Here is a 13,910-nt window from a genome sequence, read left to right as displayed (position 1 = left end):
TAAACAAGTCATTGTCAAGGTCGTGATTATTCCAGAAATGGAGTGATACAGACTTTATATTGACTTAAAAAGGCCTGTATCCCGCAAGATACAGGCCTTTTTTATTTCCAATAAAATTAATTGAATGTTGGATTTTTAATCAGTCTAAAAATCTGATAATAAGATAATTAAGTTTATTATGTTTCCAGTGGATTTGAACAGTGTACAACTGTTAAAAATCTAGGGCTTTTTAAACATTTATCTTTGAAATTCGGTATAAATTAAGAAGAATACCGTGTTTGAATGAATATTTGATAATGGAATTGAACAAGTTTAGCAAAAAAGTAACCCAAGACCCAACCTTGCCAGCAGCACAGGCCATGTTACATGCCATAGGTCTAACGGATAATGATCTTCAAAAACCCTTAATCGGAATTGCCAGCACGGGATACGAGGGAAACCCTTGTAATATGCATCTTAACGATTTGGCCCTCGATGTAAAAAAGGGTGTCGAGTCCTCCAATTTAGTGGGACTTGTCTTCAATACGATCGGGGTGAGTGATGGAATATCCAATGGCACTCCCGGAATGCGTTACTCATTGCCATCAAGGGATATAATTGCAGATTCCATTGAAACCGTGATCCATGCCATGAGCTACGATGGCCTGGTCACTGTGGTTGGTTGCGATAAAAACATGCCGGGCGCCCTAATGGCCCAATTACGATTGAATCGTCCATCCATTTTGGTATACGGGGGAACCATTGCACCAGGATGCCACAATAACAAAAAGCTAGATATTATTTCTGCATTCGAGGCTTACGGACAAAAGGTCGCAGGCGCTATAGACGAAAAAGAATACAAAGAGGTCATCCATAAAGCATGTCCGGGTGCCGGAGCTTGTGGAGGAATGTACACCGCAAATACCATGGCGTCGGCTATTGAGGCTATGGGGATGTCCATGCCTTTTAATTCTTCCATTCCAGCGGTGAACGATAAAAAACAAGCAGATTGTGAAGCCTCTGGTGCTGCATTGTACCATTTGCTCAAGGAAGATATAAAACCAAGGGATATTGTGACCAAAAAATCCTTGGAAAACGCCTTTAGGTTGGTTACGGTACTTGGCGGGTCAACCAATGCAGTACTTCATTTTATGGCCATTGCACACGCTGCAGAAGTTGATTTTACCTTGGAAGACATTACAAGAATAAGTGAGTCAACCCCATTACTGGCCGATCTAAAACCTAGTGGAAAATACTTGATGGAAGACTTACATAAGGTGGGAGGAGTTCCAGCGGTATTAAAGTATATGTTGAAAGAAGGTATGCTTCATGGTGATTGTATTACGGTTACAGGGAAAACCTTGGCCGAAAATCTGTTGGATGCTCCAGATTTGGCCGAAGGACAGGATATTATTAGAAAAAAAGAACAGCCCATTAAGGATACGGGACATATACGAGTTTTGTACGGAAACCTGGCATCCGAAGGAGCGGTAGCCAAAATCACAGGCAAAGAGGGGCTGGAATTTACTGGAACCGCGCGTGTTTTTGATAGTGAGGCTGATGTAAATGAAGGTATTCACAATGGAAAAGTTCAAAAAGGAGATGTAGTGGTCATTCGGTACGAGGGCCCAAAAGGAGCTCCCGGAATGCCAGAGATGCTGAAACCCACTTCCGCCATTATGGGCGCCGGCCTTGGGAAGGATGTGGCCTTGATCACCGATGGCAGGTTCTCCGGAGGCTCTCACGGATTTGTGGTAGGGCATGTTTCACCAGAAGCTCAAGTTGGTGGTGGAATTGCCTTGGTAAAAGACGGCGACGAAATCACCATTGATGCGGTTAAGAACACCATCAACATCAACATCTCCGATGAAGAGCTGGAGCAGCGAAGAAAAGAATGGAAACAACCCGAACTAAAAGTAAAGTCGGGCAGTTTGTACAAATATGCAAAAACGGTATCGTCTGCAGCTAAAGGCTGTGTTACCGATATGTTTTAATACTATAGGGAAGAAATCCCCAATAACATGCTTATGGAAACATTAAAAGCACAGAAAAAGAAGAATCAAAATAAGGAGACAATGCGGATTACGGGAGCAGAAGCCATTATCCATTGTTTGCTGGCGGAAGGTGTGGATTTGATCTATGGATACCCTGGAGGGGCCATTATGCCGGTTTACGACGAATTATATAAGTTCCAAGACAAACTCACCCATATTCTCACTCGTCACGAGCAAGGCGCTACACATGCGGCGCAAGGCTATGCCCGGGTAACCGGTAAGGTGGGGGTGGCCATGGCAACGTCGGGACCTGGTGCCACCAATTTGGTAACGGGTTTGGCAGATGCTCAGATAGATTCAACACCAATGGTCTGCATCACCGGACAAGTGCCGAGACACTTATTAGGTTCCGATGCTTTTCAAGAAACCGATATTGTTGGGATATCAACTCCTGTGACCAAATGGAACTATCAGATTACAAAAGTGGAAGAAATCCCAGAAATTATAGCCAAGGCATTTTACATAGCAAAATCCGGAAGGCCCGGACCTGTATTGGTCGATATCACTAAAAACGCGCAGTTCGATGAGCTGGATTTTGTTTACGAAAAATGTACCAAAGTAAGAAGCTATAAACCTGTGCCCAAACCAGAACCAAACAGTCTGGAGAAAGCAGCGGAATTGATCAACAATGCCAAAAAACCGTTTATTGTATTTGGACAAGGTGTTATATTAGGTGAGGCCGAAGCCCAACTAAAGGCTTTTGTGGAAAAAACAGGGATTCCTGCTGCATGGACCATATTGGGCCTATCCGCGATGGATACCGAACATCCTTTAAACGTGGGTATGGTGGGTATGCACGGTAACTATGCGCCCAATATCCTTACCAACGAATGCGATTTGCTCATTGCCATTGGGATGCGCTTTGATGATAGGGTAACCGGAAATCTGGATACCTACGCAAAGCAAGCCAAAATTGTGCATTTTGAGATAGATCCGGCCGAAGTGAACAAAAATGTAAAGGTAGATGTTGCTGTTCTGGGCAATGCCAAAGAAACATTGGAAAATATTTTGCCCTTACTGGAAAATAAAGAGCATGCTGACTGGAAAGCTGAATTTGATAAGCTTCATAAAATCGAATACGATACCTTGATCAAAAAGGATATTCATCCGACCAAAGAAGGTCTTACCATGGGCGAGGTTATTGAACAGATAAATGTGGCTTCCGCGCAAAAGGCGGTGATTGTTTCCGATGTAGGGCAGCACCAGATGATCGCTTGTCGCTATGCCAAGTTCAAACAATCCAAAAGCAACATTACTTCCGGAGGACTGGGAACCATGGGGTTTGGTCTTCCAGCGGCCATTGGAGCCAAAATGGGAGCCATGGACCGCGAAGTGGTCGCTATTATAGGCGATGGAGGGTACCAGATGACCATTCAAGAGCTCGGTGTTATTTTCCAACATAATGTACCGGTGAAAATCGTGGTATTGAATAATGATCACTTGGGGATGGTACGTCAGTGGCAAGAACTTTTCTTTGATAAGAGGTATGCCTCAACTGTGATGACAAATCCTGATTTTGTAAAGATTGCCGAAGGATATCATATCAAATCAAGAAGAGTGACCGAAAGGGGCGACCTTCAAGATGCAGTACAAGAAATGATGGCATCCAAGGACCCATACTTTTTGGAAGTGAAAGTGGAAAAAGAGGATAACGTATTTCCCATGATTCCATCAGGGGCTTCCGTTTCCGACATCAGATTAAAATAAATACAGATAGCCCTTGATTGAAAACCTAAAGGGTTTTCTTAAGGGCTTTAGCATACAAAACACTATGGAAAAACAATGGTATACCATTTCGGTGTATTCCGAAAATCATGTGGGATTGCTCAATAGGATATCCGGGATATTCTTAAAGCGACATATTAATATAGAGAGCTTAAATGTTTCAAAATCAGAGATTGAAGGTGTTTCCAAATTCACGATTGTAGTTTTTACCACCGAGGATTGGACACGAAAGATTGTTGGTCAAATCGAGAAACAGATTGAGGTCATCAAGGCATACTATCACACCGATGATGAAACCATTTATCAAGAATCCGCCTTGTTTAAAATCGCTTCGCATTTGCTGTTCGATGAGCGTCAGATTCAGAACATCATCAAAGAGAGCAATGCGCAGATCGTAACGGTTAATCGTGAATTTTTTGCCTTGGCCAAAACAGGTCGTAGACACGAAATCGACGAAATGTACGATGCGCTGGAACCATACGGCATAATGCAGTTTGTTAGATCGGGCAGGATAACAGTAACCAAAGCAACCATGCCGATAACCGAAATGCTACAGGAATTTCAAGAAAACTAAATAGATAAAATCAAATATCAAAAATGGCAAATTACTTTAATTCACTATCACTTCGCGAACAATTGACCCAATTGGGAAAATGTAGATTTATGGACTCCAGCGAGTTCGCTGATGGTGTTACCGCACTAAAAGGAAAGAAAATTGTAATTGTTGGATGTGGCGCCCAGGGACTGAACCAAGGGTTGAACATGCGCGACTCTGGATTGGATATTTCGTATGCCCTACGTCCAGCAGCTATCAAAGAACAAAGACAATCCTATAAAAATGCCGTTGAGAACAATTTTGTGGTGGGAACTTATGAAGAGTTGATTCCAACAGCCGATTTGGTCATCAATCTTACTCCGGACAAGCAACACACCAATGTGGTGAGCACTGTTATGCCCTTAATGAAGAAAGGAGCGACCTTGTCCTATTCCCACGGTTTCAATATTGTGGAAGAAGGAATGCAAATTCGTGAGGACATTACCGTGATCATGGTGGCGCCCAAAAGTCCAGGTTCCGAGGTGCGTGAAGAGTACAAAAGAGGTTTTGGTGTACCGACCCTGATCGCCGTTCATCCAGAAAACGATCCGGAAGGAAAAGGTTTGGAACAAGCTAAAGCCTATGCTGCAGGAACAGGTGGAGATAAAGCGGGAGTTCTTGAATCATCATTTGTGGCGGAAGTAAAGTCGGATCTGATGGGTGAGCAGACCATTCTTTGTGGTTTGTTGCAGACAGGATCTATCCTTTCTTTCAATAAAATGGTTGAAAAAGGTATCGATGAAGCCTATGCATCCAAATTGATTCAATACGGATGGGAAACCATTACAGAAGGATTGAAACAAGGAGGAATTACCAATATGATGGACCGTTTGTCCAATCCAGCTAAAATCAAAGCTTTTGATTTGGCAGAAGAGTTGAAAGAGATCATGCGTCCCTTGTTCCAAAAACACATGGATGACATTATGAGCGGACATTTTTCCAAAACAATGATGGAAGATTGGGCCAATGGAGACAAAAACCTATTGGACTGGAGGGCTGCCACTGGCGAGACCGCTTTTGAAAAAACACCGGCAGGCGATATGGACATCTCCGAGCAAGAATATTACGATAATGGGGTCTTGATGGTGGCTTTTGTAAAATCTGGTGTGGAATTGGCCTATGAGACCATGACCGAATCCGGAATTATTGGCGAGTCTGCTTATTACGAATCTTTGCACGAGACGCCATTGATTGCCAACACCATTGCAAGAAAGAAATTGTTCGAAATGAACCGTGTAATCTCCGATACGGCAGAGTACGGTTGTTATTTGTTCGATCATGCATGTAAGCCGCTTTTGACCGATTTTATGAAGAAAGTGGAGACTGATATCATTGGTAAGCATTTTGGTGAAGGCAAAGATAATGGTGTGGACAACGTAAGATTGATAGCCGTAAACAAAGCTATCCGTGAGCACGATGTGGAAGTGGTTGGCTCCAGATTGCGTGCATCGATGACGGCGATGAAGCCGATCGGATAAAAACCTTTGGTCCCATGAGCAAAACTGTGGAAACATATTTTCCGCAAATAGCGGATATTTACCAAGCTGCGAAGACCATTGCCCAAGTGGCGGAGGAAACGCCATTGCAACGAAGTATCCGCTATTCCAAAGCTTATGGGGCCAATATTTTTCTTAAACGCGAAGACCTTCACAGAGTACGCAGTTACAAAATCCGTGGTGCGTACAATAAAATTAGCTCCCTAAGTCAAAAACAACTGGATAGTGGTGTGGTCTGTGCCAGCGCAGGGAACCACGCTCAGGGCGTTGCCTTTGCCTGTAGTCATTTAAAAGTAAAAGGGACTATTTATATGCCGGTGGTGACCCCAAAACAAAAAATAGACCAGACCAAGATGTTTGAAGGGGAGTGGGTAGATGTGGTCCTGGAAGGGGATACCTTTGACGATTCCAAAAAGGCAGCTGAATTTTTCTGCAAACAGAAAGGCAAAACCTTTGTCCATCCCTTTGATGATGAAAAAACGATCGAGGGGCAGGCAACTGTGGGCCTGGAGATTTTACAGCAATCCAGCGAGCCGATCGATTATGTTTTTGTGGCCGTTGGCGGCGGAGGATTGGCATCGGGACTTTGTGGTACATTCCAAGCATTGTCACCCAATACCAAAATAATAGGAGTGGAGCCCGGAGGGGCACCGTCCATGCTCCAATCCATTGAAAAAGGGGAATTGGTGGAACTGGAAAACATCGATAAGTTCATCGATGGGGCAGCGGTCCAGAAAGTGGGGTCATTGACCTATCCCATTTGCAAAGAATATCTGCACAAAATGGTAGCCGTTCCCGAAGGGAAAGTATGCCAGACTATATTAGATCTTTACAATAGGGATGCTATTGTTGTAGAACCTGCTGGAGCTTTGACCATTGCTGCATTGGACTATTTTAAGGAAGAAATAAGGGGCAAAAATGTGGTTTGTGTGGTGAGCGGAAGCAATAACGATATTACCCGTACTGCCGAAATTAAAGAAAGGGCTTTACTCTATGCCCAACTAAAGCATTATTTTATTGTGAGATTCCCACAGCGACCCGGTGCGCTAAAGGAATTTGTTGTCGATATTTTAGGTCCAGATGACGACATCACGCATTTTGAATACTCCAAAAAATCGAGCAGGGAAAATGCCCCAGCCATTGTTGGGGTGGAACTAAAATCACCAGATGATTTGGAGCCTTTGATTCAACGGATGAAAAGCAACAATTTTTTTGGGGATTATCTTAACAATAAACCTGATCTGTTCCAATATTTGGTGTGATGCCGCCAACATTTTTAAATAGTATAATTAAAATTTTGTTTCTCCATCGATATAGATGTTCAATAGGTGTAAAACCAAGTGTTCTTAGCTTTTTTTTATGCTAGTTTTGTGTGGATGGGATGAAAGATATAATACCGGAATTCAAATAAAAAGAACATTAAATGGCAACAAAAGCAATACCAGAAGCATTTCAGATTACTGAAAAAATTCATCAAAAAACATATTTGGTCAACGGGGAGTTGCGCAAATGGGACGGAGCAACCAGTTCCGTGATTTCCACGATATCCTCAACGGAGGAATATGCTCCGACTACATTGGGCAGTGTTCCCGATATGGGGGAGCCCGAAGCCTTGGAAGCATTAGATTCTGCCTTGAAGGCATATGATAGGGGTCAAGGTCTCTGGCCTACCATGAAGGTAAAAGATCGAATTGAATGCATGGAAACCTTTGTGAAGAAAATGGAGCAGAAGCGCGAGCAAGTGGTTAAGCTGTTGATGTGGGAAATTGGTAAATCCAAGCCCGATTCTTATAAGGAGTTTGATCGCACCGTAGAGTATATTTACGATACTATTGAGGATTACAAACAATTGGATAGGGATTGTGCCAAATTCCAGAAACATGATGGGGTATACGCGCATATCCGAAGAGGGCCTCTTGGTGTGGTTTTATGTCTTGGGCCCTATAATTATCCCTTGAACGAAACTTTTGCTTTATTGATTCCAGCCATAATTATGGGGAACACCACCATTTTTAAGCCGGCAAAGCATGGGGTTTTATTGATCACGCCTCTTTTGGAGGCATTTCAGAGTAGTTTTCCTAAAGGAGTGGTAAATATACTTTTTGGTAGGGGCAGAGCCGTTGCGGCGCCCATAATGCAAACAGGCAAGGTAGATGTATTGGCACTGATAGGGAACAGCAAGTCGGCCAATGCTTTACAAGAGCAGCACCCTAAAAGCAATAGGTTGCGTTTGGTCTTGGGCTTGGAAGCCAAGAATCCGGCCATTGTACTTCCCGATGCCGAGTTGGATTTGACCATTAATGAGTGTATTTCGGGCACCTTGTCCTTCAATGGGCAGCGCTGTACCGCTCTAAAGGTAGTCTATGTCCACGATGAAGTAAAAGATGAGTTTTTAAAGCGATTTGCTGAAAAAGTAGATGGATTAAAATTCGGAAATCCCTGGGATGACGGTGTGAATCTGACCCCGCTTCCGGAACCCGATAAGCCTGCATATATTCAGGAATTGTTGGACGATGCCTTGGCAAAAGGAGCTAAAATCATCAACAAAAAAGGAGGAAAACATTTTGATAATTATATATGGCCAGCTGTATTATATCCAGTGACAAAAGATATGCGAGTGTACCAAGAAGAGCAATTTGGGCCAATTATCCCAGTACTCTCGTTCCAAGATATTGAAGAGCCCTTGGATGATATGGCGGAATCCAACTACGGGCAACAGGTAAGCTTGTTCGGAAAGGATGTCTATACCCTTTCGCCACTTATCGATACGTTGGCAAACTTGGTGTGTCGTGTAAACCTGAACAGCTCTTGCCAACGTGGGCCAGATGTATATCCGTTTACAGGAAGAAAAGATTCTGCGCAATCTACATTAAGTGTTCACGATGCTTTGCGTTCGTTCTCCATCCGAACCTTTGTAGCATTTAAGGACAACAGCTTGAACAACCAGACCGTAGAACAATTAATGGAAGCCAAAGTGAGCAACTTTTTGAGTACGGACTATATTTTATAAAAAAGCATCGAGAACGGCAAAAAGTTCTAAGCAAAATAGAATTATTGTCAACCTGAATTCGTTTCAGGTTCTCACTTAGATAGGAATACTAAAGTGATGAGATTCTGAAATAAATTCAGAATGACGCATCGTGATTGTGGAATAGTAAAAAAATAGTTGAAGATTAAATTTTTTATAAAAATAAGAAAGCCCCGAACCTCGGGGCTTTCTTTTTGGTTTTTATGTGGGGTTGATTAAATGTGTTCAGCCAACCAATTTCCAACTTCGCTGGTTTTGTAAGCTTTTCCACCATCGGCAAGATCTTCGGTCACAACTCCTTCGGCCAAGGACTTGTTCACTACTTCGCGAATAGCTTCAGCTTCGTGCTTAAGTCCAAATGCCGTTTCAAACATCATTGCTGCAGAAAGTACGGTGGCCAAAGGATTGGCAATGTCTTTTCCGGCAGCTTGCGGATAAGAACCGTGGATAGGTTCGAACAAAGATGTTTTTTCGCCCAATGATGCAGAAGGCATCAATCCCATAGATCCTGAAATCACCGAAGCTTCATCCGTTAAAATATCACCAAACAAGTTTTCTGTAATCAGTACGTCATAAGCACTTGGCCATTGCACCAAACGCATGGCCACGGCATCCACAAATTCATAGGATACTTCCACTTCTGGATAGTCCTTTTCCAATTTCTGAACTGTTTCCCTCCACAAACGCGAAGTTTCCAAAACGTTGGCCTTGTCCACGCAACAAAGCTTTTTGGAACGTTGCATCGCCATTTCAAAGCCTTTTTTGGCCAGGCGCTCCACTTCGGCACGTGTATAGGTGCAAGTATCGTAAGCAGTATTGTTGTTGTCTTCGCGACCTCGTTTTCCAAAGTAGATGCCTCCGGTCAATTCTCGAAGAAACACTAGATCAGTTCCTTCGATACGCTCTCTTTTCAATGGTGATTTGTCTATCAGTGATGGAAAGGTGAAAGTTGGTCTAACATTGGCGAACAATCCCAATTTTTGACGCATTTTCAACAAGCCTTGCTCAGGCCGTACCTTGGCGGAAGGGTCATTGTCAAAACGCGGATGACCAATGGCGCCAAAAAGAACGGCATCGGCTGCAACACAGGCTTCGTGGGTTTCGTCCGGGTAAGGTTCGCCAACGGCATCAATCGCTGCGGCACCTGTTAGGGCAGGGGTCCAGCTTATTTCGTGACCGAATTTTGCGGCTACGGCATCTGATACTTTTACGGCTTGATCAATTACTTCGGGGCCAATTCCATCTCCGGCCAAGAGCGCTATGTTTAGTTTCATTTTTTCTTGTTATTCGATTATCGTTGTTGGTTGATAGTTATCTTTTTTAGTGTCAAACCAGATTGAGCATTTTTTCTGTGGCCTTGATGGCAGATACCGTTTGGTCTGAATCGAGCCCACGGGTAGTAAAGTCTTTTTCTTTGGTCTGCCATGTTATGATGGTCTCACAAAGTGCATCGGAATTACTGCCCGGAGGTATGCGCACAGCATAATCCACTAATTTGGGCAATCCCCTTCCTTCTTTTTTATACACCTTTTTCAATGCATTGATAAAAGCATCAAATTGTCCATCGCCCTGGGCATTTTCCTCATAGGTCTTCCCTTCGATTTCTATGGAAAGGGTAGTAGAGGGTTTTAAACCTTTGGAATGTGTCAGTACGTACGATTTCACAAAAACCTTTTGTTGGTGGAGGTCGCTATCGAGAACATCTGAAATGATATAAGGGAGGTCATCTTTGGTGACGCGTTCTTTTTTGTCGCCAAGCTCGATGATTCGCTCCGTGACTTTTTTCAGTTCGTCATCGTTCAAGGTCAGTCCAAGCTCTTGAAGGTTCTTTTGAATATTGGCTTTTCCTGAGGTTTTGCCTAGGGCATATTTGCGTTTTCTACCAAAACGTTCGGGTAATAGATCATTAAAGTAAAGATTCTTTTTACTGTCTCCATCCGCATGTATGCCAGCAGTTTGTGTAAATACGTTGTCTCCAACAATAGGTTTGTTGTCAGGTATGCCGAAACCGGTAAAGGCAGACACCAATTTACTTACTTTGTATAGGGATGATTCCTTTACACCAATCTTGATCTCCGGTAAAAAATCGTTGATTACCGCCACGGCGCTAGCCAAAGGAGCATTGCCTGCACGTTCTCCCATTCCATTAACAGTTAGGTGCAATCCGTGGGCACCAGCTTTCAACGCTTCCATCACGTTCGCTACACTCAAATCGTAATCGTTATGTCCATGAAAATCAAAATGGGTGTTTGGATACCTTTCAATTATTTCCTTGAAAAACGCGCCGGTTTCCGTATGGGTCAATACGCCCAAGGTGTCTGGAAGCAGAACTCGCTTGATGGGTTGTTGGGTCAAGAAATCCAAAAACTGAAACACATAGTCTTTGGAATTTCGCATTCCATTGCTCCAATCCTCCAGATACACATTGGTTTCAATGCCCAATTCTTTAGCTTTTTCAATTACTGATTGAATTTCACTAAAATGCTGTTCTGGAGTCTTTTTGAGTTGGTGGGTTAAATGATTCAATGAACCCTTTGTTAGCAAGTTCTGAACTTTTGCCCCGGCTTCTTGCATCCATTTAAGAGACACCCCTTTATCCACGAAGGTCAAAACCTCCACTTTGGAGATATAACCTTCTGCCGCCGCCCAATCTGTAATGTTTTTAACCGCCTGTAGTTCTCCTTCCGACACACGGGCAGAGGCCACCTCAATACGGTCTACCTTGAGTTCTTCCAGCAGGAGTTTGGCCAAGGTGAGTTTTTCCGAAGCCGAAAAGGAAACCCCAGAGGTTTGTTCACCATCCCGTAGGGTGGTGTCCATTATTTCTATGATGCGTGTTTTCATTTTTTAATGCCGTAGTGTTCCAGGCGATGGGTTATAAAGGCGTGCTTTCAGCGTATTTCTCAATGTCTTTCTGGATATTCAGCAAATAGTCGATATCATCAAAACCATTGAGCATATTTTCTTTTTTGTAATTGTTGATTTCGAAATTTTCACTTTCACCAGAAGCCAAAATGGTAATTTTTTGTTCCGGGAGATTTACCTCTAACTCGGTTTTTGGGTCGGCCTCAATGGCCTTGAAAATTTTATCCAAGAACTCTGGGCTCACCTGAACGGGGAGCACTCCAATGTTCAAACAGTTATTCCTAAAGATATCGGCAAAAAAACTGGACACCACACAACGGAAGCCGTAATCGTACACCGCCCATGCTGCGTGCTCCCTAGAGGAACCGGAACCAAAGTTTTTTCCTCCTACCAATATTTTGCCAGAATAGATAGGATTGTTGAGTACAAATTGTTCTTTGGGTGTGTCATCAGAATTATATCTCCAATCACGGAATAAATTGTCCCCGAAACCTTTACGCTCGGTAGCTTTTAGGAATCGTGCGGGGATAATCTGGTCCGTATCCACGTTTTCAATTGGTAAGGGTACCGCGGAACTTGTTAGTATGTTGAATTTATCGTAAGCCATTTTTCTTTTAATTATCAGTTATCAATCTTCAATTACCAATGGATTGTTCATTGATAATTGATTATTGCTCATTGTAAATTATTATTGTTAAGCTAAAACTTCTTCTTGCATTAATTCCCTTGGGTCGGTTACTTTTCCGGTAACAGCTGCTGCTGCGGCCACCAAAGGACTCGCCAACAAAGTACGAGCTCCTGGCCCTTGTCGTCCCTCAAAGTTTCTGTTGGAGGTGCTTACCGCATATTTGCCAGCGGGAATCTTATCATCGTTCATGGCCAAGCAAGCAGAACAGCCGGGCTCTCTCAATTCAAATCCGGCTTCGGTCAAAATATCCAAGATGCCTTCTTCTCTGATAGCTTCTTCCACTTTGTGTGAACCGGGAACCAACCAAGCGGTCACGTTGTCCGCTTTTTTCCTTCCTTTGATGATGGAAGCGAAAGCTCTAAAATCTTCAATTCTACCGTTGGTGCAGCTTCCAAGGAACACAAAGTCAATGGGTTTGCCCACCATGGCCTCACCTTCATTATAGTCCATATATTCCAAGGATTTTTTGTAGGTGGCAGCTGAGCCATCAATACTTGCAGCGGTAGGAATGTCCTTGCTAATTCCGATGCCCATTCCTGGGTTGGTGCCAAAAGTGATCATGGGTTCTATCTCGCTGGCATTAAAAGTAATTTCTTTATCGAACTCTGCATCGTCATCAGAATATAGAGTACTCCAGTAGTCCATGGCCGTATCCCAATCTTTACCTTTTGGGGTGTACTCTCTTCCTTTAATGTACTCAAATGTGGTTTCGTCAGGGGCGATCATACCTCCGCGCGCGCCCATTTCAATACTCAGGTTGCAGACCGTCATACGACCTTCCATCGACATATTTTTGAAAACATCGCCAGCATATTCGGCAAAATAGCCGGTGGCGCCGGATGTGGATAATTTGGAAATGATGAAAAGCGCCACATCTTTTGGTGTTACGGCTTTGCTCAATTCTCCATTTATATTGATGCGCAAACTTTTGGGTTTTGGTTGCATGATGCACTGCGTGGACAGTACCATTTCCACTTCGCTGGTTCCGATTCCGAATGCAATGGCCCCAAATGCGCCGTGGGTAGAGGTGTGGGAATCCCCACAAACAATCGTTGCCCCGGGCAGTGTTATTCCATTTTCCGGACCAATTACGTGTACGATTCCGTTTTTCTCATGACCCAGTCCCCAGTAGGGGATACCGTGTGCATTGGCATTCTCTTCCAAGGCCTTTAACTGATTTGCGGACAAGGGGTCCTTAACGGGCAAGTGTTGGTTTCGGGTAGGGGTGTTGTGATCAGCGGTTGCAAAGGTGCGTTCCGGGTATAACACTTTTATTCCTCTATTTTTTAAGCCTAAAAAGGCTACGGGGCTCGTTACTTCGTGAACTAGGTGCCTATCTATAAAAAGTACATCCGGGCCATTCTCGATATGTTTTACCACATGCGAATCCCAAACCTTATCAAATAATGTCTTGCTCATTGTGTCATCGATATTTTGTAAGCCTACGAAGTTAAAAATTGTGTGTAGAAATGAATTTTGG

The 13,910-nt window shown here is 43.4% G+C and carries 10 protein-coding genes; 6 read left to right on the top strand and 4 right to left on the bottom strand.

All coding sequences use genetic code 11. From position 1 onward, the window contains the following. Positions 1–296 precede the first annotated feature (296 nt). From ilvD to ABTP35_RS16180, 6 genes are all read left to right on the top strand, one after another. The gene (ilvD, locus tag ABTP35_RS16205; RefSeq protein WP_224836798.1) at positions 297–1,973 is read left to right on the top strand and encodes a dihydroxy-acid dehydratase; all 1,677 of its coding nucleotides are present in this window, start codon (positions 297–299) and stop codon (positions 1,971–1,973) included. A 33-nt stretch (positions 1,974–2,006) separates the two neighbouring features. Continuing rightward, a complete protein-coding gene (gene ilvB, locus ABTP35_RS16200; RefSeq protein ID WP_293295134.1) occupies positions 2,007–3,740 on the top strand; it encodes a biosynthetic-type acetolactate synthase large subunit in 1,734 nt (577 codons plus the stop codon). A gap of 64 nt (positions 3,741–3,804) precedes the next feature. Beyond that, the gene (gene ilvN, locus ABTP35_RS16195) at positions 3,805–4,332 is read left to right on the top strand and encodes an acetolactate synthase small subunit (RefSeq protein WP_224836800.1); all 528 of its coding nucleotides are present in this window, start codon (positions 3,805–3,807) and stop codon (positions 4,330–4,332) included. Between the two features lie 23 nt (positions 4,333–4,355). Continuing rightward, a complete protein-coding gene (gene ilvC, locus ABTP35_RS16190) occupies positions 4,356–5,831 on the top strand; it encodes a ketol-acid reductoisomerase (RefSeq protein WP_375334315.1) in 1,476 nt (491 codons plus the stop codon). 14 nt (positions 5,832–5,845) lie between these two features. Next, a complete protein-coding gene (ilvA, locus tag ABTP35_RS16185; protein WP_375334314.1) occupies positions 5,846–7,111 on the top strand; it encodes a threonine ammonia-lyase in 1,266 nt (421 codons plus the stop codon). Between the two features lie 161 nt (positions 7,112–7,272). Then, on the top strand, positions 7,273–8,859 hold the full coding sequence (locus tag ABTP35_RS16180) for an NADP-dependent glyceraldehyde-3-phosphate dehydrogenase (RefSeq protein WP_293295136.1): 1,587 nt from the start codon (positions 7,273–7,275) through the stop codon (positions 8,857–8,859). Positions 8,860–9,092: 233 nt separating this feature from the next. Here ABTP35_RS16180 and leuB read toward each other — a convergent pair whose 3' ends face one another. The 4 genes from leuB to leuC form a co-directional block, all read right to left on the bottom strand. Next, the gene (gene leuB / locus ABTP35_RS16175; protein ID WP_293295137.1) at positions 9,093–10,151 is read right to left on the bottom strand and encodes a 3-isopropylmalate dehydrogenase; all 1,059 of its coding nucleotides are present in this window, start codon (positions 10,149–10,151) and stop codon (positions 9,093–9,095) included. Positions 10,152–10,203: 52 nt separating this feature from the next. Further along, positions 10,204–11,721: an alpha-isopropylmalate synthase regulatory domain-containing protein gene (locus tag ABTP35_RS16170; RefSeq protein ID WP_293295138.1), complete on the bottom strand. Its 1,518-nt coding sequence runs from the start codon at positions 11,719–11,721 to the stop codon at positions 10,204–10,206. Positions 11,722–11,752: 31 nt separating this feature from the next. Then, entirely contained in the window at positions 11,753–12,349 is a 597-nt protein-coding gene (gene leuD / locus ABTP35_RS16165; RefSeq protein ID WP_293295139.1) for a 3-isopropylmalate dehydratase small subunit, read from the bottom strand. 87 nt (positions 12,350–12,436) lie between these two features. Beyond that, positions 12,437–13,849, bottom strand: coding sequence for a 3-isopropylmalate dehydratase large subunit (gene leuC / locus ABTP35_RS16160; RefSeq protein ID WP_293295140.1), 1,413 nt, complete (start codon positions 13,847–13,849; stop codon positions 12,437–12,439). Between the last annotated feature and the right edge of the window lie 61 nt (positions 13,850–13,910).

The sequence above is a fragment of the Flagellimonas alginilytica genome (assembly GCF_042134605.1).
GTDB lineage: Bacteria > Bacteroidota > Bacteroidia > Flavobacteriales > Flavobacteriaceae > Flagellimonas > Flagellimonas alginolytica.
This window is presented reverse-complemented; position numbering and strand designations above follow the sequence as displayed.

Bases quoted from the DNA above. Each gene is read 5' to 3' on its own strand.
- ilvB (WP_293295134.1), top strand. From the start codon at position 2,007: ATGGAAACATTAAAAGCACAGAAAAAGAAGAATCAAAATAAGGAGACA.
- leuB (WP_293295137.1), bottom strand. From the start codon at position 10,151: ATGAAACTAAACATAGCGCTCTTGGCCGGAGATGGAATTGGCCCCGAA.
- ABTP35_RS16170 (WP_293295138.1), bottom strand. From the start codon at position 11,721: ATGAAAACACGCATCATAGAAATAATGGACACCACCCTACGGGATGGT.
- ilvC (WP_375334315.1), top strand. From the start codon at position 4,356: ATGGCAAATTACTTTAATTCACTATCACTTCGCGAACAATTGACCCAA.
- leuC (WP_293295140.1), bottom strand. From the start codon at position 13,849: ATGAGCAAGACATTATTTGATAAGGTTTGGGATTCGCATGTGGTAAAA.
- ilvD (WP_224836798.1), top strand. From the start codon at position 297: ATGGAATTGAACAAGTTTAGCAAAAAAGTAACCCAAGACCCAACCTTG.
- ilvA (WP_375334314.1), top strand. From the start codon at position 5,846: ATGAGCAAAACTGTGGAAACATATTTTCCGCAAATAGCGGATATTTAC.
- leuD (WP_293295139.1), bottom strand. From the start codon at position 12,349: ATGGCTTACGATAAATTCAACATACTAACAAGTTCCGCGGTACCCTTA.
- ABTP35_RS16180 (WP_293295136.1), top strand. From the start codon at position 7,273: ATGGCAACAAAAGCAATACCAGAAGCATTTCAGATTACTGAAAAAATT.
- ilvN (WP_224836800.1), top strand. From the start codon at position 3,805: ATGGAAAAACAATGGTATACCATTTCGGTGTATTCCGAAAATCATGTG.